Here is a 23990-nt window from a genome sequence, read left to right as displayed (position 1 = left end):
CGCGAGTCGTCTGCCTGAGCCATCAAATCCACCCGACGACAGCAAATAACTTCGTACTCCACAGCTGCTGAATACGCGATAGGATTCTGCAGTCGCTGACGCATCACCGGGAGGTGCGGGATGTCATTTCTGGTCGCGGATACGGAGTTGGTGTCAGGGGCAGCCGGGAATCTCGCCCGGATTGGTTCGGCAATTAACGAGGTCAATTCCGCAGTGGCGGCCCAGACGACCTCGGTGCCCGCCGCCGCGGCCGATGAGGTGTCCGCCGCGATCGCCGCGGTGTTCGACGCGCACGGCCAGAGCTATCAGGCGCTCAGCGCCGAGATCGCGGCGTTTCACGACCAATTCGTGCAAAACCTGCTCGGCGGCGCGGCAGCGTACGCCGCCACCGAAGCCGCCGGCACCAACCCCCTCAAGCCGCTGTTCGACCTCATCAACGAGCCGACCCGGCTGCTACTCGGCCGCCCCCTGATCGGCAACGGGAACAACGGCGCGACGCCCGGCGCGAACGGCGAGGCCGGCGGAATCCTGTTCGGCAACGGCGGGCGTGGCGCGGATGGCAACGTCGGCCAGGGCGGTGGCCGGGGTGGAGATGCGGGCCTGTTCGGTTTCGGCGGAGCCGGCGGTGTGGGCGGGCTGGGAGCGAACGGCGGCGCCGGCGGCACCGGCGGGCTGTTTTTCGGCGGCGGTGGCGCCGGGGGCAACAGCGGGGGCGGCGGTGGCTCAGGCGGCCTCGGAGGTTCCGCTTTGTTATTCGGAGCAGGCGGCACAGGCGGCACCAGCCCCAACGGCATGGGGGCCGGCGGGGCTGGCGGCAACGGCGGACTTCTGTACGGAAACGGCGGCGATGGGGGCGGCAGCTCCCTCGGCGGCGCCGGCAACGGCGGCAGGGCCTTCCTATTCGGGAACGGCGGCACCGGAGGGGTCGAATTCAATGCCGGCCAGGCGGGTGCCGGCGGCCCTGGTGGGGTTTTCGTCGGCAACGGCGGTGCAGGCGGAGCCGCCCCGATGGGCGGCATCGGCGGACCCGGTGGCCAGGCCGGGCTGATCGGCAACGGCGGGGCCGGCGGCAATGCCATTCTCAATGGCGGCAACGGCGGCAACGCCATTTTGATCGGCAACGGTGGCAACGGCGGCACTCCGAATGGCACCGGCGGCCAGCGCGGGCTCCTGTTCGGCATGAACGGCGCGCCCGGTTAGCGGCCTACTTACGGTTGCGTACGTTTTCCCGCGTCCGACAGACTTGGCGCTGACCTATCGGGCGGGAGGGAATCGCGTTGGGACACTACATCGCTAACGTCCGCGATCTCGAGTTCAACTTATTCGAGGTTCTCGAACTGGGCACTGTGCTCGGCACCGGGAGCTACAGCGACCTCGACGAAGACACCGTCCGAACGATCCTGGCCGAGGCCGCTCGCCTGGCGGAGGGTCCGGTTGCGGAGTCGTTCGCGGCCGCCGACCGCAACCCGCCGGTGTTCGACCCGGCCACACACTCGATCAGCGTGCCGGACGAGCTGGCCAAGACGGTCCAGGCGATCAAGGACGCCGAATGGTGGCGGCTGAACCTGGACGAGGAGATCGGCGGCATGTCGGCGCCGGCGCCGCTGGTGTGGGCGGTCAACGAGATGATTATCTGCGCTAACCCCTCGGCGAACTTCTTCTGCCTGGGCTACTTCATGGCCCAGGCGCTTTTCGTCGAGGGCAACGAAGAGCAAAAGCGTTGGGCGGCAATGGGTGTGGAGCGCGGTTGGCAGGCCACCATGGTGCTCACCGAGCCCGACGCCGGATCCGACGTCGGGGCGGGCCGCGCCAAGGCCATCCAACAACCCGACGGCACCTGGCACATCGAGGGCGTCAAGCGGTTCATTTCCGGCGGCGACGTGGGCGAGACGGCCGAGAACATCTTCCACCTCGTGCTGGCCCGGCCGGAGGGCGCCGGCCCGGGCACCAAGGGATTGAGCCTGTTCTATGTGCCGAAGTATCTGTTCGACCCCGAAACGTTCGAACTCGGTTCCCGCAACGGCGTTTTCGTCACCGGGCTGGAACACAAGATGGGCATCAAGTCCTCGCCGACGTGCGAGTTGACCTTCGGCGACGGCGACGTGCCCGCCGTCGGCTACCTGGTCGGCGACGTGCACAATGGGATCGCACAGATGTTCACCGTGATCGAGCAGGCCCGCATGACGATCGGGGTGAAGGCCGCGGGCACCCTGTCCACGGGCTACCTGAACGCGCTGGCGTTTGCCAAGGAGCGCGTGCAAGGAGCCGACCTCACCCAGATGACCGACAAGACCGCGCCGCGTGTCACGATCATCCACCACCCCGACGTGCGTCGCAGCCTGATGACCCAGAAGGCGTACGCCGAGGGGCTGCGGGCGCTTTACCTGTATGCCGCCGCGCATCAGGATCCCGATGTGGCGCAACGGGTTTCGGGTGCCGACGCCGACATGGCGCACCGCATCGACGACCTGCTGCTGCCGATCGTCAAGGGGGTGAGCTCGGAGCGGGCCTATGAGGTTCTGACCGAATCACTGCAGACGCTGGGGGGCTCGGGCTTCCTGGTCGACTACCCGCTCGAGCAGTACATCCGCGACTCCAAGATCGATTCGCTCTACGAGGGCACCACCGCGATCCAGGCGCTCGACTTCTTCTTCCGCAAGATCGTTCGCGACCACGGCGCGGCCTTGCAGTTCGTGGTGGCGCAGATCAGCAACACCATCGACGTCTGCGACGGCGACCTGAAACCGATGGCCGAGTTGCTGCAGACCGCGCTGGACGAGGTCACCGCGATGACGGGCGCGCTGACCGGCTACCTGATGTCGGCCACGCAGCACCCGACCGAGATTTACAAGGTGGGGCTGGGATCGGTGCGTTACCTGCTCGCGGTCGGCGACCTGCTCATCGGCTGGCGGTTGCTGGTGCAGGCCGGCATCGCTCACGCCGCGCTGGCCGACGCGCCCTCCGCGAGCGACAAGAGCTTCTATCAGGGCAAGATCGCGACGGCGAAGTTCTTCGCCAAGAACATGCTGCCCAGGCTGACCGCGCAGCGCAGGGTCCTCGAATCGATCGACGACGACATCATGCGGGTCTCCGAAGACGCGTTCTGACGCTTCACAGTTCCGGCACAGCTCGAGCGGGTACACCTTTTCGTGGTCCAACTCACGAATGGGGGAAAACGTTGATATCAGCAAGCTGTCCCGCTCCTCGACTCACCCGCTTCGCCATCCTCGCCGTCACGGGGGCCGCCGCGCTGTCCGTCGCCGCCTGCGGTTCGTCGAACCAATCGGCTCCGACGTCGACATCCACCTCCACGTCGACGGTGACCTCGACCGCCACCTCGCAGGCACCGCCCCAGGGCGAGGCCAAGGTGAGCGGGCTGATCGCGTCGGTCGCGGGCAACTCGATCCAGGTCACGAAAGAAGACAACAGCAACGCCGCCATCAACTTCACGTCCACGACCAAGATCACCGAGGTCGCTCCGGCCACGCTGAGCGACGTCACCCAGGGCAGCTGCGTCACTGTGCGGCCCACCAAGGAGATCCAGAGCGGGCAGCCGGCCACCGCGGCGTCGGTCCGCGTCAGCCCCTCCGTCAACGGCACCTGCCCGCCGGCCAAAGGGTCCGGTCAGGGTTCGACCACCACGCCGCCCTCCGGCTCACCGTCGCCGGCGCCCGCCAAGCCAAAGCCGTTGCTGGGCTCGGTCGCGTCGGTGACCGGTAACACCATCACCGTCGCGGGCACCGACGCCAGCGGTAACAGCACGCAGACGCCCGTGACCGTCGACGATCAGACCAAGTACTCCAAGCTGGCGACCGCCACACCCGACGCGATCGCGCAGGGCAAGTGCATCAACGCGCGCGGCAGCCTGGACAACGGCGGCACGCTCCAGGCGACCAGCATCAACGTGCGGGCGGCCGTTGACGGGAAGTGCCCGGGCAAGCCGCGCGGGTGATCCCGGTTACGGGAGAGTGAATATTCGGGTGCGAGCGGGTACCCCGCTCCCACCCGCCTCACGATCGGAGCCGCGTCGATGTCTGCCAGCACGGTTAAGCCTCGGCTGGCCCAGATCGCGCTCGTCGCGGTCGTGGCTTTCATCGCGTTGAGTGTCGCCATGTGCCACTCGGGTGGCACTGCAAGCAACACCGGCACCACCGGGAAACCGACCGTGACGGCGACCCCGCGCAGCCCGGCCGCCGCCCCGGTGCCGCCGCCGGCCCCCGCTCCGCCGCCTCCCGCCAAGGACTACGTCGAGGGCCTAGTCCAGTCGGTGTCCGGCGGCACGATCCAGCTCAGGACGCGGACCGGGTCTGCCACCGTGGACTTCACGCCGCAGACCCGGGTCGTCGAGACCTCGCCGGCCCAGCTCGCCGACGTCACCCCCGGCAGCTGCGTCAACGTGCGCGCCACCCCGCAGAGCGCGCCCACCCCCGGCGCGGTCACCGCCCAATCGGTGACGGTCACCCCGGCCGTCGACGGCAAGTGCCCGCCGCCCGCCGGGTTTTATGGCACGGTCAGCTCGGTTTCCGGCAACACGATCGCGGTCAGCGGTATCGGCCCCCAACCGACGCCCACGAACGTGACCGTCGCGGACACGACGTCCTATCAGAAGCAGACGGCTTCGGACGCCCAGGCGATCACGAACGGAAAGTGCATGGGGGCGCAGGGAACTCAGGACGCCGGCGTACTGCACGCGATGACCATCAGCCTCGAGACATGCCCGCCGATGGGGCATCCGCACCACCACCTGCACCTGCCCCACCTCCCCTTCCACCTTTAGCCGACGAGCGTCTCGTCGAGCCAGTCGAACAACCGCTGATGGAACAGGGTCATCGCGCCCTCGTGGCAGTGTTCTTCGGCGCCCTCGGCGGCGGTGAACTTCAGCAGCGTCTTCGGGCAGCGCAGCGCGTCGTAGAGCTTCTGCGGCTGCCCCTGGAAGAACTGGTCTTGCTCGGCCTCGCAGACCAGAGTGGGGCAGGTGATCTGGTCAACGACCGTCGTGAGGTCGTACTTGGCAAACGCGTCGGCCAACTCCCGGATGTCCGCCACGCCGAGCGTCCACAGGCCGTTGAGCAGCGCCCAGCGTAGGGACGTCGGCACCTGGTCGGGGTGGGCGATCGCCGCGTCGATCACCGCGGCGGGCGGCAGCGCCGAGGCGAAGTCGAAGACCCCGTCGTAGGCGACGCACGCGGCGATCCTCTTGTCGAACGCCGCCGCCCGCGGGGCGAGGTAGCCGCCCATGCTCATCCCAAGCAGCGCGATCCGGTCGACGTCGACCCCGGGCAGCGTGACGGCGAAGTCGAGCGCCGGGGTGACCACGGCCTCCCAGTCGTGCCGGAACGGCAATTGGTGGACCCGCAGCGCCGCCCCCTGGCCGGGGCCCTCGAAGATCAGGCAGTTCCAGCCGTGCCTGCGGGCCGCCTCCCCCGCGGCGAAGAACATCTCTTCGACCGTCGAGTCGAAGCCGCCGTGCGCGACCAGCGTCGGCCCGGGCTCGTCGCCGCTGACATTGAGGTAGTAGCCGCTCAGCTCGATGCCCTCGTAGGGGATGCCGACGCGCCGCCAATGCTCGCGGACCTCGGGTGCGGCCCGGAACGCCTCGATCGCGCGCGCCGAGGTGTCCGCCACCCGCGGGTCGTTGACCGGGTCGTCGCGCAGGTAGAACTCAGCAGTCCGGTAGTAGTTCGCGGCCCGCAGGTAGGCGCTGCCGGCGCTGGCGGAGTGACCCTTGGCGGCACAATCGTCGGCGATGCCGGCGATCCGGTCCGCCAGCGCCCTCCATTCCCGGTGCCAGGACTCCCGGTCGCCGGGCGTGATCCGCGCCGCGGTGGCCATCACCTCACCGATGTCCGCCCCGCCGTAGACGGTGTATCCGACGGCCCGCAACGTCTCGAACGAGAACGACTCGTCGGTGTCGAACATGAATCGCATGGCCAATCCCCTTATCGCAAGTTGACTTGCAATAGCTTCGCACCGCCGGGCGCATAACGCAAGAGAAGTTGCGATAGACTCGCGGGCATGGCATCGGCTGTGTCGCACCGGCGCGGGGAACACGTGCGGCAACTCGTGCTGGACGCCGCGTTCGACGAACTCGTCGAGAACGGCGTCGAGGCCGCGACGGTGGCGGGCGTGGCGCGCCGCTGCGGCGTCCACGAGACCACGATCTACCGCCGCTGGACCACCCGGGAAAACCTCTTGGTCGACGCCATGCTGAGGCGCGGCGCCCATTCGATCCCCGACCCCGACACCGGATCCACCCGCGACGATCTGCTGGCCGTCGCCCGCTCCCTCGCGGCGTACCTCAACTCCGCGGCCGGGAAGGCGGCGCTCTACGCGGGAACCCTGCGCGCCGATGCCGAATACGACAGGGCGCGCCTCGCCTTCTGGGAGGGCCGTATCGAGGCGCTCACGCCCGTCGTGCGGCGCGGCGTCGCGCGCGGGGATCTGCGTGCCGAAGCCGACCCGCGGCTAGTGCTGGGGATGTTGCTGACGCCGCTGCAGGGCCGGGTCCTCTTCTCCGACGAGCCGATCCCCGACGACATGCCCGAATGCCTCGTCGACATCTTGCTCGGCGGGGCGGCGACTAGACGGTGAAGCCGAGGGCGCGCAGCTGCTCGCGACCGTCCTCGGTGATCTTGTCGGGTCCCCACGGCGGGTTCCACACCCAGTTGATCCGCAGGTCGTCGACCAGACCGCTGCCGACCAGCGCGCTGCGCGACTGGTCCTCGATGACGTCGGTCAGCGGACAGGCCGCCGACGTCAACGTCATGTCGATCAGGGCGACGGTTCCCTCGTCGCCCTCTTCCACGTTGAGGCCGTAAACCAGGCCGAGATCGACGACGTTGATGCCCAATTCGGGATCGACGACGTCGCGCATCGCCTCCTCGACGTCGGCGAGGAACTCGTCGTTCGGTGCGGTGGTTTCGCTCATTTTTGGTCCTCCTCGAAGCCTGCGCTGGCCTGAGCCAGGGCGTCCTTGAAAGCCATCCAGCCGAGCAGCGCGCACTTCACCCGCGCCGGGTATTTGGCGACGCCGGCGAACGCGACCCCGTCGCCCAACACGTCCTCGTCACCGTCGATCGTGCCTCGCGAGGACACCATCTCGCTGAACGCGGTGGTGGTCTTGAGCGCCTCCCCGACGCTGCGGCCGATCACCTGCTGTGTCAACACCGACGTCGACGCCTGGCTGATCGAACAGCCCTGCCCGTCGTACGAGACGTCGGTGATGGTTTCGCCGTCGTCGGACAGCGCGACCCGCAGGGTGACCTCGTCACCGCAGACCGGGTTGACGTGGTACACCTGCGCGCCGAACGGCTCCCGCAGCCCCCGGTGCTGCGGGTGCTTGTAGTGATCGAGGATCACGTCCTGATAGATCTGTTCGAGGCGCAACGTCAGTCTCTCCCAAAGAAATCCAGCGCGCGTCGCACGCCGGCCACCAGGCGATCCACCTCGTCGCGGGTGTTGTAGACCGCGAACGACGCCCGCGCGGTGGCCGCCACGCCGAACCGGCGGTGCAGCGGCAACGCGCAGTGGTGGCCCACCCGCACCGCGACGCCGTCGTCGTCGAGCACCTGGCCGACGTCGTGGGCGTGCACGCCGTCGACGACGAACGCCACCGGCGAGCCCCGGTTCTCCGCCGACGTCGGTCCGACGATGCGCAGGCCGTCGATGCCGGACAGGCCCTCGAGGGCCGCGGCCACCAGCTCGCGTTCGTGGGCTTCCACGGCGTCCATGCCGATGTCGCCGAGATAGCGTGCGGCGGCGGCCAATCCGACCACCTGAGAGGTCATCGGGGTGCCGGCCTCGAAGCGCTGCGGCGGCGCCGCGTAGGTGCTGGCCGCCATGGCGACCGTCTCGATCATCGACCCGCCGGTGAGGAACGGCGGCGCGGCCGCCAACAACTCGCCGCGCCCGTACAGCACCCCGATCCCGGTGGGGCCCAACATCTTGTGGCCGGAGAAACCCGCGAAGTCGACGTCGAGCGCATGAAAATCGACCGGCCGGTGCGGCACCGACTGGCAGGCGTCCAGCACGGTCAGCGCGCCCACGGCCTTGGCGCGGCCGACCAGCTCGCCCACCGGCGCCAGCGCGCCGGTGACGTTGGAATGGTGGCTGAACGCAACGACTTTGACTCGCTCGTCGAGTCGCAGCGAGTCGAGATCGATGCGCCCGTCATCCGTGACGCCGTACCAGCGCAACGTCGCCCCGGTGCGCCGGGCCAGCTCCTGCCACGGGACCAGGTTGGCGTGGTGCTCGAGCTCGGTGGTGACGATGACGTCCCCGGGCCCGACGGCACGCTCGAAACGGTTGTCCCCCAGCACGTATGACACCAGGTTGAGCGCCTCGGTCGCGTTCTTGGTGAACACCAGCTCGTCGGCGTCGGCGCCCACGAAGGCCGCGATGTCGGACCGCCCCTGCTCGTAGGCGTCCGTGGCCTCCTCCATCAGCTGGTGCGCCCCGCGATGCACCGCGCCATTGGAGGTCAGCAGAAATTCCCGCTCGGCGTCGAGCACCTGCAGCGGACGCTGCGAGGTCGCGCCGGAATCCAAGTACGCCAACTGGTTTCCCCCGCGCATGATGCGCTTGAGGATCGGGAAGTCGGCACGGATGGCCGTGACGTCCAACATCTCAGGCCCCGGCGGCCGCCGCTTGGGAGAAGCGCACATACCCGTTCTGCTCGAGCTCGTCGGCCAGCTCCGGACCGCCGGACTCGGCGATGCGGCCGCCCACGAACACGTGCACGTACTCCGGGTGGATGTAGCGCAGGATGCGGGTGTAGTGCGTGATCAACAGGATTCCGCCGTGCTCGGTTTCGGCGTAGCGGTTCACGCCGTCGCTGACCACCCGCAGCGCGTCGACGTCCAGCCCCGAGTCGGTTTCATCGAGGATCGCGATCTTGGGCTTGAGCAGCTCCAGCTGCAGGATCTCGTGGCGCTTCTTCTCGCCGCCGGAGAAACCTTCGTTGACGCTGCGCTCGGCGAAGACCGGGTCGATCTCGAGGGACGTCATCGCCCCCTTGACCTCTTTGACCCAGTGGCGCAGCTTCGGGGCCTCGCCGCGGATGGCCGTCGCGGCCGAGCGCAGGAAGTTCGACACCGACACGCCGGGCACCTCGACGGGGTACTGCATCGCAAGGAATATCCCGGCACGCGCGCGCTCGTCGACGCTCATCGCCAGCACGTCCTCGCCGTCCAGCGTGATCGACCCGGAGGTGACGCGGTACTTGGGGTGACCGGCGATCGCGTAGGACAGCGTCGACTTACCGGACCCGTTGGGGCCCATCAGCGCATGCGTCTCACCGGATTTCACCGTCAGGTCCACGCCCTTGAGGATGGGGATCTCGCGCTCGCCCTCGGCGGCGTTGGGGTCATCGACGCTGACGTGCAGGTCTTTGATTTCCAGGGTCGTCATGATGTGGTTGTTTTCTCCGTAATGGCCAGTTCGTGTTCGATGGCTGCGGTCAGGCGTTCGCGTACCTCGGGCACCGCGATCTTCGAAATGATCTGCCCGAAGAACCCGCGGACCACCAGGCGGCGGGCCTGATCCTCCGGGATGCCGCGCGAACGCAGGTAGAACAGTTGCTCGTCGTCGAAACGCCCGGTGGCGCTGGCGTGTCCGGCGCCGGCGATCTCGCCGGTCTCGATTTCGAGATTGGGCACCGAGTCGGCGCGCGCGCCGTCGGTGAGCACCAGGTTGCGATTCACCTCGAAGGTGTCGGTGCCGGTGGCTTCGGCACGGATCAGCACGTCGCCCACCCAAACCGTGTGCGCGTCGGGCAGCGCGGAATCCGGATCCCCTTGCAGCGCACCCTTGTACAGCACATTCGACTTGCAGTCGGGCCGCGCGTGGTCCACCAGCAGCCGCGACTCGAGGTGCTGGCCGTCGTCGGCGAAGTACAGGCCCAGCAACTCAGCGTCCCCCCCGGGACCGGAAAACCGCACGTTGGCCGACATCCGCACCACCTCACCGCCCAGCGTGACGGTGACGTGCCGCAGCACCGAGTCCTTGCCCAGCCTGGCGTGATGCGCGCTCAGGTGCACCATGTCGTCGGCCCAGTCGGCGATCCACACGACCGTCAGCCGGGCGGCGTCGTCGACGACGAATTCGACGTTGTCGGCATAGGTTCCGCTGCCGCGCTGGTCGATGACGACCACCGCCTCGCCGAGCTCTTCCACGCGGATCTGCAGGTGCCCGTAGGCCACGGCGCCTTCACCGGGGCCGGTGACGGTGATGTTGATCGGCTCGGCGATCCTGGTGTCCCGGCCGACGGTGACGACGGTCGCGGAATTGAAGGACGAAAACGCTTGGGCGGCAACGCGATCGGCGGGGGCACCGCCCTGCCCGAGCCGCTCGTCGCCGCGGCGGACGATCTCGACCTGCACGCCGGGCCGCTGGTCGACGGCGACCTCGGCGCGGCCGGTGGCCTTTGCAGAACCGTCGTGCAGGCCGCGCAGCCGCCGCAGCGGGGTGAACCGCCAGAGCTCGTCGCGGCCGTGCGGAACCTCGAAGGCGTCAACGTCGAAGGACGCGAAAAGCTCGCCTTTATTCAGAGCAGTAGCGGTCATCCGACCGCGCCCTCCATCTGCAGCTCGATCAGGCGGTTGAGCTCCAGCGCGTACTCCATCGGCAGCTCTTTGGCGATCGGCTCCACGAAGCCGCGCACCACCATCGCCATCGCCTCGTCCTCGGTCAGCCCGCGGCTCATCAGGTAGAACAGCTGGTTTTCGCTGACCTTCGACACCGTGGCCTCGTGGCCCATGGTGACGTCGTCCTCGCGGATGTCGACATAGGGGTAGGTGTCGCTGCGACTGATCGTATCGACCAGCAGCGCATCGCATTTCACGCTCGAGCGCGATCCGTGCGCGCCCTTGTTCACCTGCACCAGGCCGCGGTAAGAGGTACGGCCGCCGCCACGGGCGACCGACTTGGACACGATGTTGCTCGAGGTGTTGGGCGCCAGGTGCAGCATCTTGGCGCCGGTGTCCTGGTGCTGGTCCTCGCCGGCGAACGCCACCGACAGCACCTCGCCTTTGGCGTGCTCGCCGGTCATCCAGACCGCCGGGTACTTCATCGTCACCTTGGAGCCGATGTTGCCGTCGACCCACTCCATGGTGGCGCCGGCCTCGGCGCGGGCTCGCTTGGTGACCAGGTTGTAGACGTTGCCCGACCAGTTCTGGATTGTCGTGTAACGGCAACGGCCACCGGGCTTTACGATGATCTCCACCACCGCGGAGTGCAGCGAATCCGACTTGTAGATCGGAGCGGTACAGCCCTCGATGTAGTGGACGTAGGCATTCTCGTCGACGATGATCAGTGTGCGTTCGAACTGGCCCATGTTCTCGGTGTTGATCCGGAAGTAGGCCTGCAGCGGGATGTCGACGTGCACGCCCGGCGGCACGTAGATGAACGAGCCCCCGCTCCACACCGCGGTGTTCAGCGCGGAGAACTTGTTGTCCCCCGCCGGGATCACCGTGCCGAAGTACTCCTTGAAGACCTCGGGATGCTCGCGCAGGCCCGTGTCGGTGTCGAGGAAGATAACCCCTTGCGCCTCAAGGTCTTCCCGAATCTGGTGGTACACCACCTCGGACTCATATTGGGCCGCGACGCCCGCCACCAGCCGCTGCTTCTCCGCCTCCGGGATGCCCAGCCGGTCATAGGTGTTGCGGATGTCCTCGGGGAGGTCATCCCAGGTTGCGGCCTGCTTCTCGGTAGAACGCACGAAGTACTTGATGTTGTCGAAGTCGATGCCCTCGAGGTTGGAGCCCCAGTTCGGCATGGGCTTGCGCTCGAAGATGCGCAGCGCCTTGAGCCGGGTCTGCAGCATCCACTCCGGCTCGTTCTTCTTCGCCGAGATGTCGCGCACCACCGCCTCGGACAGTCCGCGCTGCGCGCTGGCGCCCGCGACGTCGGAGTCCGCCCAGCCGTAGCCATACCGCCCCAGCGAGGCGATCGCCTCCTCCTGGGTCAGCGGCGCTACCGCTGTCTTGCTGGCCTCGGGCGTGAGGGTCATAAGGACGCTCCTTCGGTGTTCGTGGTGTCGCGACGTGGGCTGGCCGCCGGAACCGTGAGTGGTACATGGGTGGTGCAGGCGCAGTTTCCGTTGACGATGGTCGCCAACCGCTGCACGTGGGTTCCGAGCACCTCGGCCATGGCCTGCTGCTCGGCTTCACACAACTCGGGGAATTCCTCGGCGACGTGGGACACCGGGCAGTGGTGCTGGCAGATCTGCACACCGTGGATCGGCCCGCCCACCCGCGTCGTGGTCGCGACGTAACCGGCCTTGGTCAGCGCGCCGGCGACCCGCTCGGCCGCCGCCTCGACCTCGGCGTCGTCGCCGCTGTCGGCCGCCTCGACCCCGGCCAGGATCGCGTCGATGCGCCGCCGGGCGAAGGTGCGGACGGCGTCCTCGCCGCCGATCTCCCGCAACTGGCGCATGGCCGCCGCGGCCAGGTCGTCGTAGGCGTGGTCGAGCTTGGCCCGGCCGGCCCCGGTCAGGCGGAAGCGCTTGGCGGGGCGCCCGCGGCCCACCTGCTGCCACGGCTCGGCGGCCACCGACTCGGCGTCACCCGCCTCGATCAGCGCGTCGAGGTGACGACGCACGCCGGCGGGCGTCAGCCCGAGCCGATCCCCGATCTCGACGGCCGTGATCGATCCGGATTCCAGCAGCAGGCGCACGATGGCGCGGCGGGTGTGACCGTCCGGCACCGCGGCGCCGACAGGAGCCACGGGCGCCTTATCGAGGCTGGTTCGGATTTTCACAACACCAGTGTGACGCAATTCCGGGGATCGGTCCACCAAGGGTCCCCTGTCTGCGCGTTGCGCTGGTCACAAGGGCGTGCCGTTACGCTGCTCTGATGGCAGCCCGCCACCACACGCTGAGCTCGTCGATCGCCAGCCTGCACGGCGACGAGCAAGCGGTGGGTTCGCCGCTGAACGATACCGAGCTCACCGCGCTGCAGCGCACCCGCCTGTTCGGCGCTACCGGCACCGTCCTGATGGCGATCGGCGCGCTGGGCGCCGGGGCGCGGCCCGTCGTGCAGGACCCGACGTTCGGGGTCCGGCTGCTCAACCTGCCGTCGCGCATCCAGACGGTGTCGCTGACGATGACGACGACGGGCGCGGTGATGATGGCGCTGGCCTGGCTGATGCTGGGGCGGTTTGCGCTGGGCAACCGGAAAATGTCGCGCGGGGACCTGGATCGCACCCTGCTGCTGTGGACGCTGCCGCTGCTGATCGCGCCGCCGATGTACAGCAAGGACGTCTACTCGTACCTGGCCCAGAGCCAGATCTCGCTGGAGGGGCTCGACCCCTACAAGGTGGGCCCGGCGTCGGGGCTGGGCCTCGGCCACGTGTTCACGCTGTCGGTGCCGACGCTGTGGCGCGAGACGCCCGCACCGTACGGCCCGTTGTTCCTGTGGATCGGGCGCGGCATCTCGGCGCTGACCGGGGAGAACATCGTCGCCGCCGTGCTGTGCCACCGGATCGTGGTGCTGATCGGGGTCGGCCTCATCGTGTGGGCCACCCCGCGGCTGGCCCGGCGCTGCGGCGTCGCCGAGGTGAGCGCGCTGTGGCTGGGGGCCGCCAATCCGCTGCTGATCATGCACCTGGTCGCAGGCGTCCACAACGAGGCGCTGATGCTCGGGCTGATGCTGGCCGGCGCCGAGTTCGCGCTGCGCGGCATCGACTCTCCGCGACTGCTGCCCACGTCGTGGCGGCCGGGCCCGAGCTGGGAGCCGTTGGGGATGCTGCTCGCGGGCGCGATCCTGATCACCCTGTCCTCGCAGGTGAAGCTGCCGTCGCTGCTGGCGCTCGGGTTCGTCACGATGGCGCTGGCCTACCGCTGCGGCGGCAACCTGCGCGCCCTGCTGCTGGCGGGCGGTGGGATGGCGGCGCTGGCACTGGCGGTGATGGCCCTGGTCGGCTGGGCCAGCGGGCTGGGATTCGGTTGGATCTACACGCTGGGCACCGCCAACGTGGTGCGCAGCTGGATGTCGCCGCCGACGCTGCTGGCCCTGGGCACCGGGCAGGTGGGGATCCTGCTGGGCCTGGGCGATCACACCACCGCGGTGCTGGGGCTGACCCGTGGCATCGGCGTGCTGATCATCATGGTGTTGGTGGCCTGGTTGCTGGTGGCCGTCTTCCGCGGCCGGCTGCACCCGATCGGCGGCCTGGGCGTCGCGCTGGGCATCTGCGTGTTGCTGTTCCCGGTGGTGCAGCCCTGGTATCTGCTGTGGGCCATCATCCCGCTGGCCGCGTGGGCGACCCGCCCGGGCTTCCGGGTGGCGGTGATCGTCATCACCCTCGTCGTCGGCATCTTCGGCCCGACGGCCAACGGTGACCGTTTCGCCCTCTTTCAGATCGTGGACGCCACGCTGGCCAGCAGCCTGATCGTGGCCGTGCTCATCGCGTTTACCTACACCCGTCTGCCGTGGCGCCAACTGCGGCCGACGGGCCCGGAAACCAACGGCCAGACGGCCGTCACGCTGCCCGCCGAGCCCCCCAGGACCGCCCCACGCTCCGAGGCGGCGCCCGACGCCTACGCTGATTCCACGTGAGCCCGCTCCCCGAAACGCCCGACACTGTCGTGCGGCTGCGAGGGGTCACCAAGCAATACGGGTCCGGCGCGGCCGCCGTCGAGGCCGTCTCCAACCTCGATCTGGAGGTGCACGCCGCCGAGGTGCTGGCCCTGCTCGGGCCCAACGGCGCCGGTAAGACCACGACGGTCGAGATGTGCGAGGGCTTCGCGCGTCCCGACGCCGGCACGATCCGGGTGCTCGGCCTGGACCCCGTCGCCGACAACGCGCGCCTGCGCGCGCGGATCGGGGTGATGCTGCAGGGCGGCGGCGGCTACCCCGCGGCGCGGGCGGGCGAAATGCTCAACCTGGTAGCCGCCTATTCCGCCGACCCGCTGGACCCGGCGTGGCTGATGGACACCCTCGGCCTGACCGACGCCGCCCGCACCACCTACCGGCGGCTCTCCGGCGGGCAGCAGCAACGGCTGGCCCTCGCCTGTGCACTGGTCGGCCGGCCCGAGCTGGTGTTCCTCGACGAGCCCACCGCCGGCATGGACGCCCACGCACGGTTGCTGGTCTGGGAGCTCATCGACGCGCTGCGCCGCGATGGCGTGACCGTGCTGCTGACCACGCACCAGCTCAAGGAGGCCGAGGAACTCGCCGATCGGCTGGTGATCATCGACCACGGGGTGACGGTGGCATCGGGCACCCCGACCGAACTGATGCGGGCGGGCGCCAAGGACCAGCTGCGGTTCACCGCGCCGCCGCGCCTCGACCTGTCCCTGCTGGCGTCCGCGCTGCCGGAGGACTACAAGGCCACCGAGGTGACGCCGGGCGAGTACCTGGTCGAGGGCCCGGTCGACCCGCAGGTGCTGGCGACCGTCACGGCGTGGTGCGCGCAGATCGACGTGCTGGCCACCGACATGCGAGTCGAGCAACGCAGCCTCGAGGACGTCTTCCTCGACCTCACCGGCAGGAACCTACGGCCGTGACTCATTCAGGGACCCAGTCGAACACCTTTCCCGCGGGGACCTTCAAACCCGACCCGCGCCCCAGCCCCGTGCCGCGGATGCTCGCGGCGCAGTTCGGCCTGGAGCTCAAGCTGCTGCTGCGCAACGGCGAGCAATTGCTGCTGACCATGTTCATCCCGATCACGCTGTTGGTGGGGCTGACCCTGCTGCCCTTCGGCGACTTCGGCCGCAACCGCGCGGCCACGTTCGTCCCGGTGATCATGGCCCTCGCGGTGATCTCGACCGCCTTCACCGGGCAGGCGATCGCCGTCGCGTTCGACCGCCGCTACGGCGCGCTGAAGCGGCTCGGTGCCACCCCGCTGCCGGTCTGGGGCATCATCGCCGGAAAGTCGCTGGCGGTCGTCACGGTGGTGTTCTTGCAGGCAATCCTGTTGGGCGCCATCGGTTTCGCGCTCGGCTGGCGACCCGCACCCGCGGCGTTGCTGTTGGGCGCGGCCGTCATCGCGCTGGGCACCGCGGGCTTCGCGGCCCTCGGGCTGTTGCTCGGCGGGACGCTGCGCGCCGAGATCGTGCTGGCGGTAGCCAACCTGATGTGGTTCGTCTTCGCCGGCCTGGGCGCGCTGACCCTGGAAACAAGGATGATCCCGCCGGTGGTGAAATGGCTTTCCCGGCTCACCCCGTCGGGCGCGCTCACCGAGGCCCTCTCCCAGGCGATGACGCTGTCGGTGGACTGGTTCGGGGTCGTCGTGCTGGCGGTATGGGGGGCGCTGGCCGCGCTGGCCGCCCGGCGCTGGTTCCGCTTTACCTGACGGCATCGCCCTGAGGTCGCCGAGATTGCGGCTTTGGTCGCGGATCGCGCCCTTTCACAGCCATGGGGGCAATTTCGGCGCAACGGGCCCGTACTACAGGCCGTAGTTTTTCTTGGCTTACCATCGGGCGGTGCTACGACCAACGCTGCGGCGGTTGGTGGACCTGCTCCCCGACCCCAGCCTGCGCGCCCAGCGGATCGTCGCCGCGCTCGTCATCCTCACCCAGGGCGGCATCGCGGTCACCGGCGCGATCGTGCGCGTCACCGCCTCGGGGCTGGGCTGCCCCACCTGGCCGCAGTGCTTTCCCGGCAGCTTCACCCCGGTCGCGGTGGCCGAGGTGCCACGGATCCACCAGGCCGTCGAGTTCGGCAACCGGATGATCACCTTCGCCGTGGTGATCACCGCTGCGTTGGCCGTGCTGGCCGTGACCCGCGCGCGCCGGCGCACCGAGGTCCTGGTCTACGCGTGGCTGATGCCGGTGTCGACGGTGGTGCAGGCGGTGATCGGCGGCATCACCGTGCGCACCGGGTTGCTGTGGTGGACCGTCGCCGTGCACCTGCTGACGTCGATGACGATGGTGTGGCTGTCGGTGCTGCTCTACGTCAAGGTGGGCGAGCCAGACGATGGCGTGGTCCACTACGCGGTGGCGCGGCCGCTGCGCGCGCTGACCGCGCTGAGCGCGGTGAACTTGGCGGCGGTGCTGGTCGCCGGCACGCTGGTGACCGCCGCCGGCCCGCACGCCGGCGACCGCAGCCCCAGCCGCACCGTGCCCCGACTGAAGGTCGAGATCACAACGCTGGTGCACGCGCATTCGTCGCTGCTGGTTTCCTACCTGGCGTTGCTGGTCGGGCTCGGCTTCGGGCTGCTGGCGGTGGGCGCCGGCCGGGCCATCCGGCTGCGGCTGGGCGTGCTGGTCGCCCTGGTGTGCGCCCAGGCCGCGGTCGGCACCGCCCAGTACTACACCGGGGTGCCCGCCGCCCTGGTCGCGGTGCACGTGGCCGGCGCGGCTGCCTGCACGGCGGCGACGGCGGCGCTATGGGCCTCAATGCGACAACGGACCGAGGCCCAGCCGCTCGCAGGCTGACTCCACGGCGAGAGCGAACTCGCGCTGGGCCCGCCCGCGGGAGTCGGCGTCAAGCTGCGACCAGCCCAGCGACGGCGCCACCAGGTCGAGCCCCACCAGCCGGTCCCCTGCCAGGTCGGCGCGCGCGTAAAGCAGCTCGCGCGAGCCGATTCCGGCGCGTTGCGCGGCCGACGCGATGGCGGCGTATCCGAGGTCCCACGACTCGAACTCCGGCTCGCCCGGCCACGCGTGCGACCGCTGCCCGCCGATGAATACCAACGCCGACCGAGCCGTCCCGCCCGTCAGCACCGGTACCCCGTCGTCCTCGAGGTCGCGCAGGTACCGCTCGCCGAGGTTCCACGCGACCGCGTCGGGCGGGTTGAGCAGGTGGCGCACCCGGCGGATCCAGGCCAGGAACTCGTCGCGTGGGTCGGGGGCGCGGCGCAGGATCACCAGGTCGGCGCCGACGGTCCGCGGGTCGTCCCAGGGCAACCAGCGCGCGTGCAGCCCGCGGGTTCGCAGCGCGGGCACCAGCCCCGCATCGTCGGAGTGTCGGGGATCACCCGCCAGCACAATGCGCGGATGGAAGACGTCCGGGCGGGCCAGCTTCATGCCCGGGCATGATATCCACATGCACGCAATCGAAATCAGCGAAACCGGTGGTCCCGAAGTCCTGCGCTATGTCGACGTCCCCGAGCCCACGCCCGGCCCCGGCGAACTCTTGATCAAGGCCGAGGCGATCGGCGTCAACTACATCGACACCTATTTCCGCTCCGGGCAGTACCCGCGCGAGGTGCCGTTCATCCTCGGCCAGGAGACCGCCGGCACCGTCGTCGCCACGGGCGACGGGGTCGACGATTTCAGCGAGGGTGACCGGGTGGGCACCGCCGCGGCGACGGGCGCCTACGCCGAATTCGCCACCGCCCCAGCGGCTTTGACAGCGAAGGTGCCCGACGGCGTGACGTCCGAGGTGGCCGCCTCGGTGATGCTCAAGGGCCTGACCGCGCACTACCTGCTGAAGTCGGTGTATCCGGTCAAAAGCGGTGACACCGTGCTGGTGCACGCGGGCGCCGGCGGGGTCGGGCTGATCCTGACGCAGTGGGCCACGTTGCTCGGGGCGCGGGTCATCACCACCGTCTCGACGCCGGAGAAGGAGCGGATGTCCAAGGAGGCCGGCGCCGCCGAGGTGCTCTCCTACCCCGACGACCCAGGCGAATTCGCCCAGAAGATCCGCGAATTGACGGGCGGCGGAGGGGTGGCCGCGGTGTACGACGGCGTCGGCGCGACGACCTTCGACGCCAGCCTGGCCAGCCTGGCCGTCCGGGGCACCCTCGCGCTGTTCGGCGCCGCCAGTGGGCCCGTTCCGCCGTTCGACCCGCAGCGCCTCAACGCCGCGGGGTCGGTGTTCTTGACCCGGCCGTCGCTGGCGCACTTCATCCGCACCGGCGACGAATTCCATTGGCGCGCAGGCGAACTGTTTGACGCGATCGCCGGCGGCGGCATCACCATCGAGGTCGGCGGCCGCTACCCGCTCGCCGAAGCGGCGCGCGCGCACCAGGACCTGCAGGGCCGCAAGACGACGGGCTCGATCGTGCTGCTGCCGTAGGGCTTTCATCCCGCGAGCAGTCGTAAAAGCCCCATTTCGGCGCGGTGAATTCCAGTAAACGTCGCAACACCGAGGTTATTCGGGAGGTTGCGGTGGGAGCAGAGCGGAAGATCCGGCCACGTGGACGCCCAAGTGGCGGAATGCTGGTGGAGGAGCGGGAGTGGTTCGGCTGGCTGATTGCGCAGGGGCTAGGTCCCTGCGAGGCGTGCCGCATTGTGGGAATCGACCGCAGGACGGGGACACGCTGGCGCTATGGGCGCACGGTGCGCAATAGTGCCGGCGAGGCGGTGCACTATCCACCGGTGAGTCTCACAGCACCCAAACCGCGGCATCCTCGATATCTCTCGGTTGAGGAGAGGACGACGATCGCCGACTTGCACCGTGCGGGTGTCGGTGTATGCGCCATCGCCGACGAGCTAGGCCGGGCGGCCTCGACGGTCTCACGGGAGCTGGACCGCAACGCCGATGATCAGGGCCGCTACCTGCCTGCTACGGCGGAGCGGCTTGCGGTCGAGCGGCAATCCCGGCCGTCGCGCCCGCCGTGTAACGCGTGACGAGCAGCTCCATGATGTGGTTGCCGAGTTGTTGGGCAAGCGGTGGAGTCCCGAGCAGGTTGCCCATGAGCTGCCGGCGCGCTTCCCCGATCAACCCGAGCGCCATCTGTGTACCGAGTCGATCTATCAGGCGATCTACGATCCCCGCACCGATTTGACTCGTCCGGCCAAACGGCGGCGTCGGCGGCGTCGCCGCCGAGTCCAGGGGCTAGAACGCCGTGGTCGGCTTACCGGTATGACGATGATCGCTGATCGGCCCGCTGAGGTCGAAGACCGGATACAGGTCGGCCATTGGGAGGGCGATTGCATCGTGGGGCCCGGAAATCGTTCGGCGATAGGCACTTTGGTGGAACGCGTCACTCGCTTCGTGGTCCTGATCCATGTGTCTACTGGGCGGCCGACCGCGCAGGCCATGTGTGACGGCATCGTCGATGCCCTGGGCGCTTTTGCCCCCCATCTGCGTCGGACACTGACCTGGGATCAGGGTAAAGAGCTTGCGCTGCATCAACAGATCACCGCCCGCACCGGCACACGGGTGTTCTTCTGTGACGCGCACTCACCCTGGCAGCGTGGCTCCAACGAGAACACCAACGGCTTGCTGCGCGATTATTTTCCCAAAGGTGTTGATCTGGACCGCATCTCACCCGAGGAACTGCAGCGAGTTGCTGACGAACTCAATGACCGGCCCCGTAAAATTCTGGGCTGGGCTCGGCCCGCTGACCTGATCACCGGTGCCGCGCTAAAGACGGCATAACACCGCCAGGTCCGTCAGCCCCAAAAGATCGCTGTGGGGTCCCGATCCACTTCAGCGAGCAACTCCTCAATACGGGCCGTGGGTGACACCAGATCGTAGGTGTGAAAACGCAAGTTGCGGTCGCGCCAATACAGTGACCACACACCGCGGGTCTTCGCATAGCGCAGCCGAGCGATCGGGAAGCGGGTCCACTCCGAGTCCGCATCCGCATGCCACGGCGGCCGACACTCGACGATCGTCAGATGACGCTCCGCGACGTCCACCTCGATGCGGACCTCGTCACGCACATGCTCGGGCACCTTGTCGTGACACCATCGCTGCACTCGCGCCACATCCGTCTCCGGCAGACCTGTCACTGCACTAGTGAGCAACTCGTCCCGTGGCGACGTTCACTGGAATCCGCCCGTCGAAAAGGGGGCTTTTACGTCTGCTCGGCAATACGGCTACAGCAGCGTCGGCAGCGCGATCACCGAGTCGACCGCCAGCGCGCAGAACACCACCGCCAGGTAGTTGTTCGACTGCAGGAACAGCCGCAGCGGCTTGACCGGCTCGCCGGCGCGCACGCCGGCGTACAGCTGATGCGCCATCGCCAGGAACCACACCCCGGCCAACAGGGCGACCGCCGCGTAGAGCCAGCCGGTGGCCAGCGCCAGCGCCAGCGTCGCGAGCACGGTCAGCCAGGTGTAGATCAGGATCTGCTTGGTGACCTGACGCTCGGTCGCCACCGCCGGCAGCATCGGGACGCCGGCCGCCTTGTAGTCGTCCTTGTACCGCATCGCCAAGGCCCAGGTGTGCGGCGGCGTCCAGAAGAAGATGATCGCGAACATCACCAACGCCGGCCAGGAGATGGTGCCGGTGACCGCGGACCAGCCGATCATCACCGGCATGCAGCCCGCCGCCCCGCCCCACACGACGTTTTGCGAGGTGCGGCGCTTGAGCAACAGTGTGTAGACGAACACGTAGAACGCGATGGTGGCCACGGCCAGCAGCCCGGACAGCAGGTTGGTCGTCCACCAGAGCCAGAAGAACGAGCCAACGCTGAGCACCAGCCCCAGGACCAGGGCGTTTCGCGTCGGCACCGCGGCGCGCGCCAACGGCCTGCGCGCGGTGCGCTTCATCACCTTGTCGATGTCGGCGTCGGCCACGCAGTTGAGCGTGTTGGCGCCGCCGGCGGCCAGCATCCCGCCGATGAGCGTGTTGAGGATCAGCAGCGGGTTCACGGTGCCGCGGTGGGCGAGCAGCATCGCCGGGATCGCGGTGACGAGCAGCAACTCGATGACCCGCGGCTTGGTGAGCGCCAGGTACGCCAGGACCGTGCCTTGTACCCGGCCCGGTGCCTCTCGACTCGGCGCGACGCGCCCGCGAACGCTCACGCAATAACTCCTCGGGGTCGCAGCAGCGCGCAGCATCTACTACGCACGATGGTAGACCGCGTGCCGGCGGCCGCCTGCCCGGAGGGTCCGAAAGGGATTCTTCCGAGAATTCCGAACAGATTGCAAAGCCCAGGCGACCGGGGCGTATTTTCACAGCGGCCGGCGTTGGGTACTAGAGAACTCTGCACTGCAGGAGCCGGCACTCCCGCATTAGGGTAGGCAATATCAGCTTGATGACCCAAGGACTGAGGCTGTGACGACACTCGAAGAGATCTCCACGCTGACCCAACCGCACCTCCCCGACGACTGGACCGAGATCGATTCGGCCGCGGTCGACACGATCCGGGTGCTGGCCGCCGACGCGGTCCAAAAAGTCGGCAACGGCCACCCCGGAACGGCGATGAGCCTGGCCCCGCTGGCCTACACCCTGTTTCAGCGCACGATGCGCCACGACCCCAGCGACACCTACTGGCTGGGTCGTGACCGGTTCGTGCTGTCGGCCGGGCACAGCAGCCTCACGCTGTACCTGCAGCTGTACCTCGGCGGGTTCGGCCTGGAGCTGTCGGACATCGAGTCGTTGCGCACGTGGGGATCCAAGACGCCCGGACACCCGGAGTTCCGGCACACCAAGGGCGTTGAGATCACCACCGGCCCGCTCGGTCAGGGCCTGGCGTCCTCGGTCGGGATGGCGATGGCGTCGCGCTACGAGCGCGGCCTGTTCGACCCGGACGCCGAGCCGGGCACCAGCCCGTTCGACCATTTCATCTTCGTGATCGCCTCCGACGGGGACATCGAGGAGGGCGTGACGTCCGAGGCGTCGTCGCTGGCGGCCGTGCAGCAGCTAGGCAACCTGATCGTGTTCTACGACCACAACCAGATCTCCATCGAGGACGACACCAACATCGCGCTGTGCGAGGACACCGCCGCGCGCTACGAGGCCTACGGCTGGCACGTGCAGCGGGTGGAGGGCGGCGAGAACGTCGTCGGCATCGAGGAGGCCATCGCCAACGCCAAGGCCGTCACCGATCGGCCGTCGTTCATCGAGCTGCGCACCATCATCGGCTACCCCGCGCCCAAGCTGATGAACACCGGCAAGGCGCACGGCGCCGCCCTCGGCGACGAAGAGGTCGCAGCCGTCAAGAAGATCCTGGGCTTCGACCCGGATAAGAACTTCGAGGTGCGCGACGAGGTGCTCGCCCACACCCGCAAGTTGGTGGACCGGGGCAAGGAAGCACACGAAAAGTGGCAACCCGAATTCGACGCCTGGGCGCAGCGCGAACCCGAACGCAAAGCGCTGCTGGACCGGCTGACCGCCGAGAAGCTGCCCGACGGCTGGGACGCCGACATCCCGACCTGGACCCCGGAGGACAAGCCGCTGGCCACCCGCGCGGCGTCCGGGAAGGTGCTCAACGCGGTGGGGCCGAAACTGCCCGAGCTTTGGGGCGGTTCGGCCGACCTGGCGGGTAGCAACAACACCACCATGGACAACGTCAAATCGTTTGGGCCCCCGTCGATTTCGACGAAGGACTACACCGCCGACTGGTACGGTCGCACGCTGCACTTCGGCGTTCGCGAACACGCGATGGGCGCCATCCTGTCCGGCATCGTGCTGCACGGCCCCACCCGCGCCTACGGCGGCACGTTCCTGCAGTTCTCCGACTACATGCGCCCGGCCGTGCGCCTGGCGTCGCTGATGAACATCGACACCATCTACGTGTGGACGCACGATTCGATCGGGCTGGGCGAGGACGGCCCGACGCACCAGCCGATCGAGCACCTGGCCGCGCTGCGCGCCATCCCCCACCTGTCGGTGGTGCGCCCGGCCGACGCCAACGAGACCGCGTACGCCTGGCGGACGATCCTGGCCCGCGGCAACGGCAGCGGCCCGGTCGGGCTGATCCTGACCCGCCAGGGCGTGCCGGTCCTGGAGGGCACCAACTTCGAGGGAGTCGGGCGCGGCGGCTACATCCTCGGCGATGACGGCGGCGACGAGCCGGACGTCGTGCTGATCGCCACGGGCTCCGAGGTTCAGCTCGCCGTCGAGGCGCGAAACCTGCTGGCGGACAGGGACATCGTGGCACGGGTGGTGTCCATGCCGTGCGTCGAGTGGTTCGAGTCGCAGCCCGAGGAATACCGCGACAGCGTGCTGCCCCCGTCGGTGTCGGCACGGGTGGCCGTCGAGGCGGGGGTCGCGCAGTCCTGGCACAAGCTCGTCGGCGACACCGGTCGCATCGTGTCGATCGAGCACTACGGCGAATCCGCCGATTACAAGACTTTGTTCCGTGAGTTCGGCTTTACCGCCGAAGCCGTCGCGGCGGCCGCGGAGCAGGTAGTCGATAACTGAGAAAGG

Annotated in this window: 22 protein-coding genes and 2 pseudogenes; 12 read left to right on the top strand and 12 right to left on the bottom strand. The window is 68.7% G+C overall.

Features of this window, described 5'->3' with window-relative positions; genetic code table 11:
- Positions 1 to 120: 120 nt before the first annotated feature.
- Together AWB92_RS31060 and AWB92_RS14190 are read left to right on the top strand one after the other, a co-directional pair.
- Positions 121 to 1200: a PE family protein gene (locus tag AWB92_RS31060; RefSeq protein WP_085186507.1), complete on the top strand. Its 1080-nt coding sequence runs from the start codon at positions 121 to 123 to the stop codon at positions 1198 to 1200.
- 77 nt (positions 1201 to 1277) lie between these two features.
- Entirely contained in the window at positions 1278 to 3107 is a 1830-nt protein-coding gene (locus tag AWB92_RS14190; RefSeq protein ID WP_085186505.1) for an acyl-CoA dehydrogenase, read from the top strand.
- A gap of 52 nt (positions 3108 to 3159) precedes the next feature.
- Here the strand turns inward: AWB92_RS14190 and AWB92_RS30530 are convergent, their stop codons facing one another.
- Positions 3160 to 3336: a hypothetical protein gene (locus AWB92_RS30530; protein WP_241523455.1), complete on the bottom strand. Its 177-nt coding sequence runs from the start codon at positions 3334 to 3336 to the stop codon at positions 3160 to 3162.
- Between AWB92_RS30530 and AWB92_RS14185 the strand changes: the two genes are divergently transcribed.
- On the top strand, positions 3320 to 3952 hold the full coding sequence (locus AWB92_RS14185) for a DUF5666 domain-containing protein (RefSeq protein ID WP_241523454.1): 633 nt from the start codon (positions 3320 to 3322) through the stop codon (positions 3950 to 3952). The two genes, AWB92_RS30530 and AWB92_RS14185, sit on opposite strands and share 17 nt — an antisense overlap.
- A 78-nt stretch (positions 3953 to 4030) precedes the next feature.
- Positions 4031 to 4777, top strand: a complete 747-nt coding sequence (locus tag AWB92_RS14180) for a DUF5666 domain-containing protein (RefSeq protein WP_085186503.1) — start codon at positions 4031 to 4033, stop codon at positions 4775 to 4777.
- On the opposite strand, the gene AWB92_RS14175 is transcribed toward AWB92_RS14180, so the two are convergent.
- The gene (locus AWB92_RS14175; RefSeq protein WP_085186501.1) at positions 4774 to 5928 is read right to left on the bottom strand and encodes an alpha/beta fold hydrolase; all 1155 of its coding nucleotides are present in this window, start codon (positions 5926 to 5928) and stop codon (positions 4774 to 4776) included. The genes AWB92_RS14180 and AWB92_RS14175 overlap by 4 nt on opposite strands.
- Before the next feature lie 87 nt (positions 5929 to 6015).
- Between AWB92_RS14175 and AWB92_RS14170 the strand changes: the two genes are divergently transcribed.
- The gene (locus AWB92_RS14170; RefSeq protein ID WP_085186499.1) at positions 6016 to 6591 is read left to right on the top strand and encodes a TetR/AcrR family transcriptional regulator; all 576 of its coding nucleotides are present in this window, start codon (positions 6016 to 6018) and stop codon (positions 6589 to 6591) included.
- Here AWB92_RS14170 and AWB92_RS14165 read toward each other — a convergent pair.
- From AWB92_RS14165 to AWB92_RS14135, 7 genes and pseudogenes are all read right to left on the bottom strand, one after another.
- Positions 6581 to 6928, bottom strand: coding sequence for a metal-sulfur cluster assembly factor (locus tag AWB92_RS14165; protein ID WP_066929521.1), 348 nt, complete (start codon positions 6926 to 6928; stop codon positions 6581 to 6583). The genes AWB92_RS14170 and AWB92_RS14165 overlap by 11 nt on opposite strands.
- Positions 6909 to 7392: pseudogene (gene sufU / locus AWB92_RS14160) on the bottom strand (Fe-S cluster assembly sulfur transfer protein SufU); the annotation flags it as partial. The pseudogene sufU and the gene AWB92_RS14165, both read right to left, overlap by 20 nt.
- Positions 7389 to 8624, bottom strand: coding sequence for a cysteine desulfurase (locus tag AWB92_RS14155; RefSeq protein WP_085186495.1), 1236 nt, complete (start codon positions 8622 to 8624; stop codon positions 7389 to 7391). The gene AWB92_RS14155 and the pseudogene sufU, both read right to left, overlap by 4 nt.
- A gap of 1 nt (position 8625) precedes the next feature.
- Positions 8626 to 9408: a Fe-S cluster assembly ATPase SufC gene (gene sufC, locus AWB92_RS14150; protein WP_085186493.1), complete on the bottom strand. Its 783-nt coding sequence runs from the start codon at positions 9406 to 9408 to the stop codon at positions 8626 to 8628.
- Positions 9405 to 10562 (bottom strand): Fe-S cluster assembly protein SufD, encoded by a 1158-nt coding sequence (gene sufD, locus AWB92_RS14145; protein WP_085186482.1) that lies wholly within the window; start codon positions 10560 to 10562, stop codon positions 9405 to 9407. The genes sufC and sufD overlap by 4 nt, the downstream gene beginning before the upstream one ends.
- Positions 10559 to 12007, bottom strand: coding sequence for a Fe-S cluster assembly protein SufB (gene sufB / locus AWB92_RS14140; protein WP_085186479.1), 1449 nt, complete (start codon positions 12005 to 12007; stop codon positions 10559 to 10561). The genes sufD and sufB overlap by 4 nt, the downstream gene beginning before the upstream one ends.
- Entirely contained in the window at positions 12004 to 12795 is a 792-nt protein-coding gene (locus AWB92_RS14135) for a metalloregulator ArsR/SmtB family transcription factor (RefSeq protein ID WP_085186477.1), read from the bottom strand. The genes sufB and AWB92_RS14135 overlap by 4 nt, the downstream gene beginning before the upstream one ends.
- Positions 12796 to 12851: 56 nt before the next feature.
- Between AWB92_RS14135 and mptB the strand changes: the two genes are divergently transcribed.
- The 4 genes from mptB to AWB92_RS14115 all read left to right on the top strand — a co-directional run bounded on the left by mptB (position 12852) and on the right by AWB92_RS14115 (position 17374).
- Entirely contained in the window at positions 12852 to 14552 is a 1701-nt protein-coding gene (mptB, locus tag AWB92_RS14130) for a polyprenol phosphomannose-dependent alpha 1,6 mannosyltransferase MptB (RefSeq protein ID WP_085186475.1), read from the top strand.
- Positions 14549 to 15502, top strand: a complete 954-nt coding sequence (locus AWB92_RS14125) for an ABC transporter ATP-binding protein (RefSeq protein ID WP_142282095.1) — start codon at positions 14549 to 14551, stop codon at positions 15500 to 15502. Before mptB ends, AWB92_RS14125 begins: the two co-directional genes overlap by 4 nt.
- A 77-nt stretch (positions 15503 to 15579) precedes the next feature.
- Entirely contained in the window at positions 15580 to 16290 is a 711-nt protein-coding gene (locus tag AWB92_RS14120; RefSeq protein ID WP_231981933.1) for an ABC transporter permease, read from the top strand.
- Positions 16291 to 16444: 154 nt separating this feature from the next.
- Positions 16445 to 17374 carry a heme A synthase gene (locus AWB92_RS14115; protein ID WP_241523457.1) on the top strand — a complete coding sequence of 310 codons (930 nt, stop codon included), beginning with the start codon at positions 16445 to 16447 and terminating at the stop codon, positions 17372 to 17374.
- Here the strand turns inward: AWB92_RS14115 and AWB92_RS14110 are convergent.
- A complete protein-coding gene (locus AWB92_RS14110; RefSeq protein ID WP_085186471.1) occupies positions 17333 to 17965 on the bottom strand; it encodes a hypothetical protein in 633 nt (210 codons plus the stop codon). The two genes, AWB92_RS14115 and AWB92_RS14110, sit on opposite strands and share 42 nt — an antisense overlap.
- Positions 17966 to 17984: 19 nt before the next feature.
- On the opposite strand from AWB92_RS14110, the gene AWB92_RS14105 reads away from it, so the two are divergent.
- Both AWB92_RS14105 and AWB92_RS14100 read left to right on the top strand, forming a co-directional pair.
- Entirely contained in the window at positions 17985 to 18959 is a 975-nt protein-coding gene (locus AWB92_RS14105; RefSeq protein WP_085186469.1) for a quinone oxidoreductase, read from the top strand.
- Between the two features lie 302 nt (positions 18960 to 19261).
- Positions 19262 to 20267, top strand: a pseudogene (locus AWB92_RS14100) (IS30 family transposase).
- Positions 20268 to 20281: 14 nt separating this feature from the next.
- On the opposite strand, the gene AWB92_RS14095 reads toward AWB92_RS14100, so the two are convergent.
- Entirely contained in the window at positions 20282 to 20623 is a 342-nt protein-coding gene (locus AWB92_RS14095) for a DUF3024 domain-containing protein (RefSeq protein ID WP_241523453.1), read from the bottom strand.
- An 87-nt stretch (positions 20624 to 20710) separates the two neighbouring features.
- The gene (locus AWB92_RS14090) at positions 20711 to 21640 is read right to left on the bottom strand and encodes a heme o synthase (protein ID WP_068100659.1); all 930 of its coding nucleotides are present in this window, start codon (positions 21638 to 21640) and stop codon (positions 20711 to 20713) included.
- A 253-nt stretch (positions 21641 to 21893) separates the two neighbouring features.
- On the opposite strand from AWB92_RS14090, the gene tkt reads away from it, so the two are divergent.
- Entirely contained in the window at positions 21894 to 23984 is a 2091-nt protein-coding gene (tkt, locus tag AWB92_RS14085) for a transketolase (RefSeq protein ID WP_085186467.1), read from the top strand.
- Positions 23985 to 23990: the final 6 nt, after the last annotated feature.

Origin of the sequence: Mycobacterium sp. IEC1808 (assembly GCF_002101935.1) — a bacterium.
GTDB lineage: Bacteria > Actinomycetota > Actinomycetes > Mycobacteriales > Mycobacteriaceae > Mycobacterium.
The sequence above is the reverse complement of the archived record's forward strand: the minus strand, read 5'-3'. Positions and strand labels throughout refer to the sequence as shown.

Bases quoted from the DNA above. Each gene is read 5' to 3' on its own strand.
- AWB92_RS14105 (WP_085186469.1), top strand. From the start codon at position 17,985: ATGCACGCAATCGAAATCAGCGAAACCGGTGGTCCCGAAGTCCTGCGC.
- AWB92_RS14110 (WP_085186471.1), bottom strand. From the start codon at position 17,965: ATGAAGCTGGCCCGCCCGGACGTCTTCCATCCGCGCATTGTGCTGGCG.
- AWB92_RS14170 (WP_085186499.1), top strand. From the start codon at position 6,016: ATGGCATCGGCTGTGTCGCACCGGCGCGGGGAACACGTGCGGCAACTC.
- AWB92_RS14165 (WP_066929521.1), bottom strand. From the start codon at position 6,928: ATGAGCGAAACCACCGCACCGAACGACGAGTTCCTCGCCGACGTCGAG.
- sufB (WP_085186479.1), bottom strand. From the start codon at position 12,007: ATGACCCTCACGCCCGAGGCCAGCAAGACAGCGGTAGCGCCGCTGACC.
- AWB92_RS14175 (WP_085186501.1), bottom strand. From the start codon at position 5,928: ATGCGATTCATGTTCGACACCGACGAGTCGTTCTCGTTCGAGACGTTG.
- sufD (WP_085186482.1), bottom strand. From the start codon at position 10,562: ATGACCGCTACTGCTCTGAATAAAGGCGAGCTTTTCGCGTCCTTCGAC.
- AWB92_RS14180 (WP_085186503.1), top strand. From the start codon at position 4,031: ATGTCTGCCAGCACGGTTAAGCCTCGGCTGGCCCAGATCGCGCTCGTC.
- AWB92_RS31060 (WP_085186507.1), top strand. From the start codon at position 121: ATGTCATTTCTGGTCGCGGATACGGAGTTGGTGTCAGGGGCAGCCGGG.
- AWB92_RS14155 (WP_085186495.1), bottom strand. From the start codon at position 8,624: ATGTTGGACGTCACGGCCATCCGTGCCGACTTCCCGATCCTCAAGCGC.
- mptB (WP_085186475.1), top strand. From the start codon at position 12,852: ATGGCAGCCCGCCACCACACGCTGAGCTCGTCGATCGCCAGCCTGCAC.
- AWB92_RS14120 (WP_231981933.1), top strand. From the start codon at position 15,580: ATGCTCGCGGCGCAGTTCGGCCTGGAGCTCAAGCTGCTGCTGCGCAAC.
- sufC (WP_085186493.1), bottom strand. From the start codon at position 9,408: ATGACGACCCTGGAAATCAAAGACCTGCACGTCAGCGTCGATGACCCC.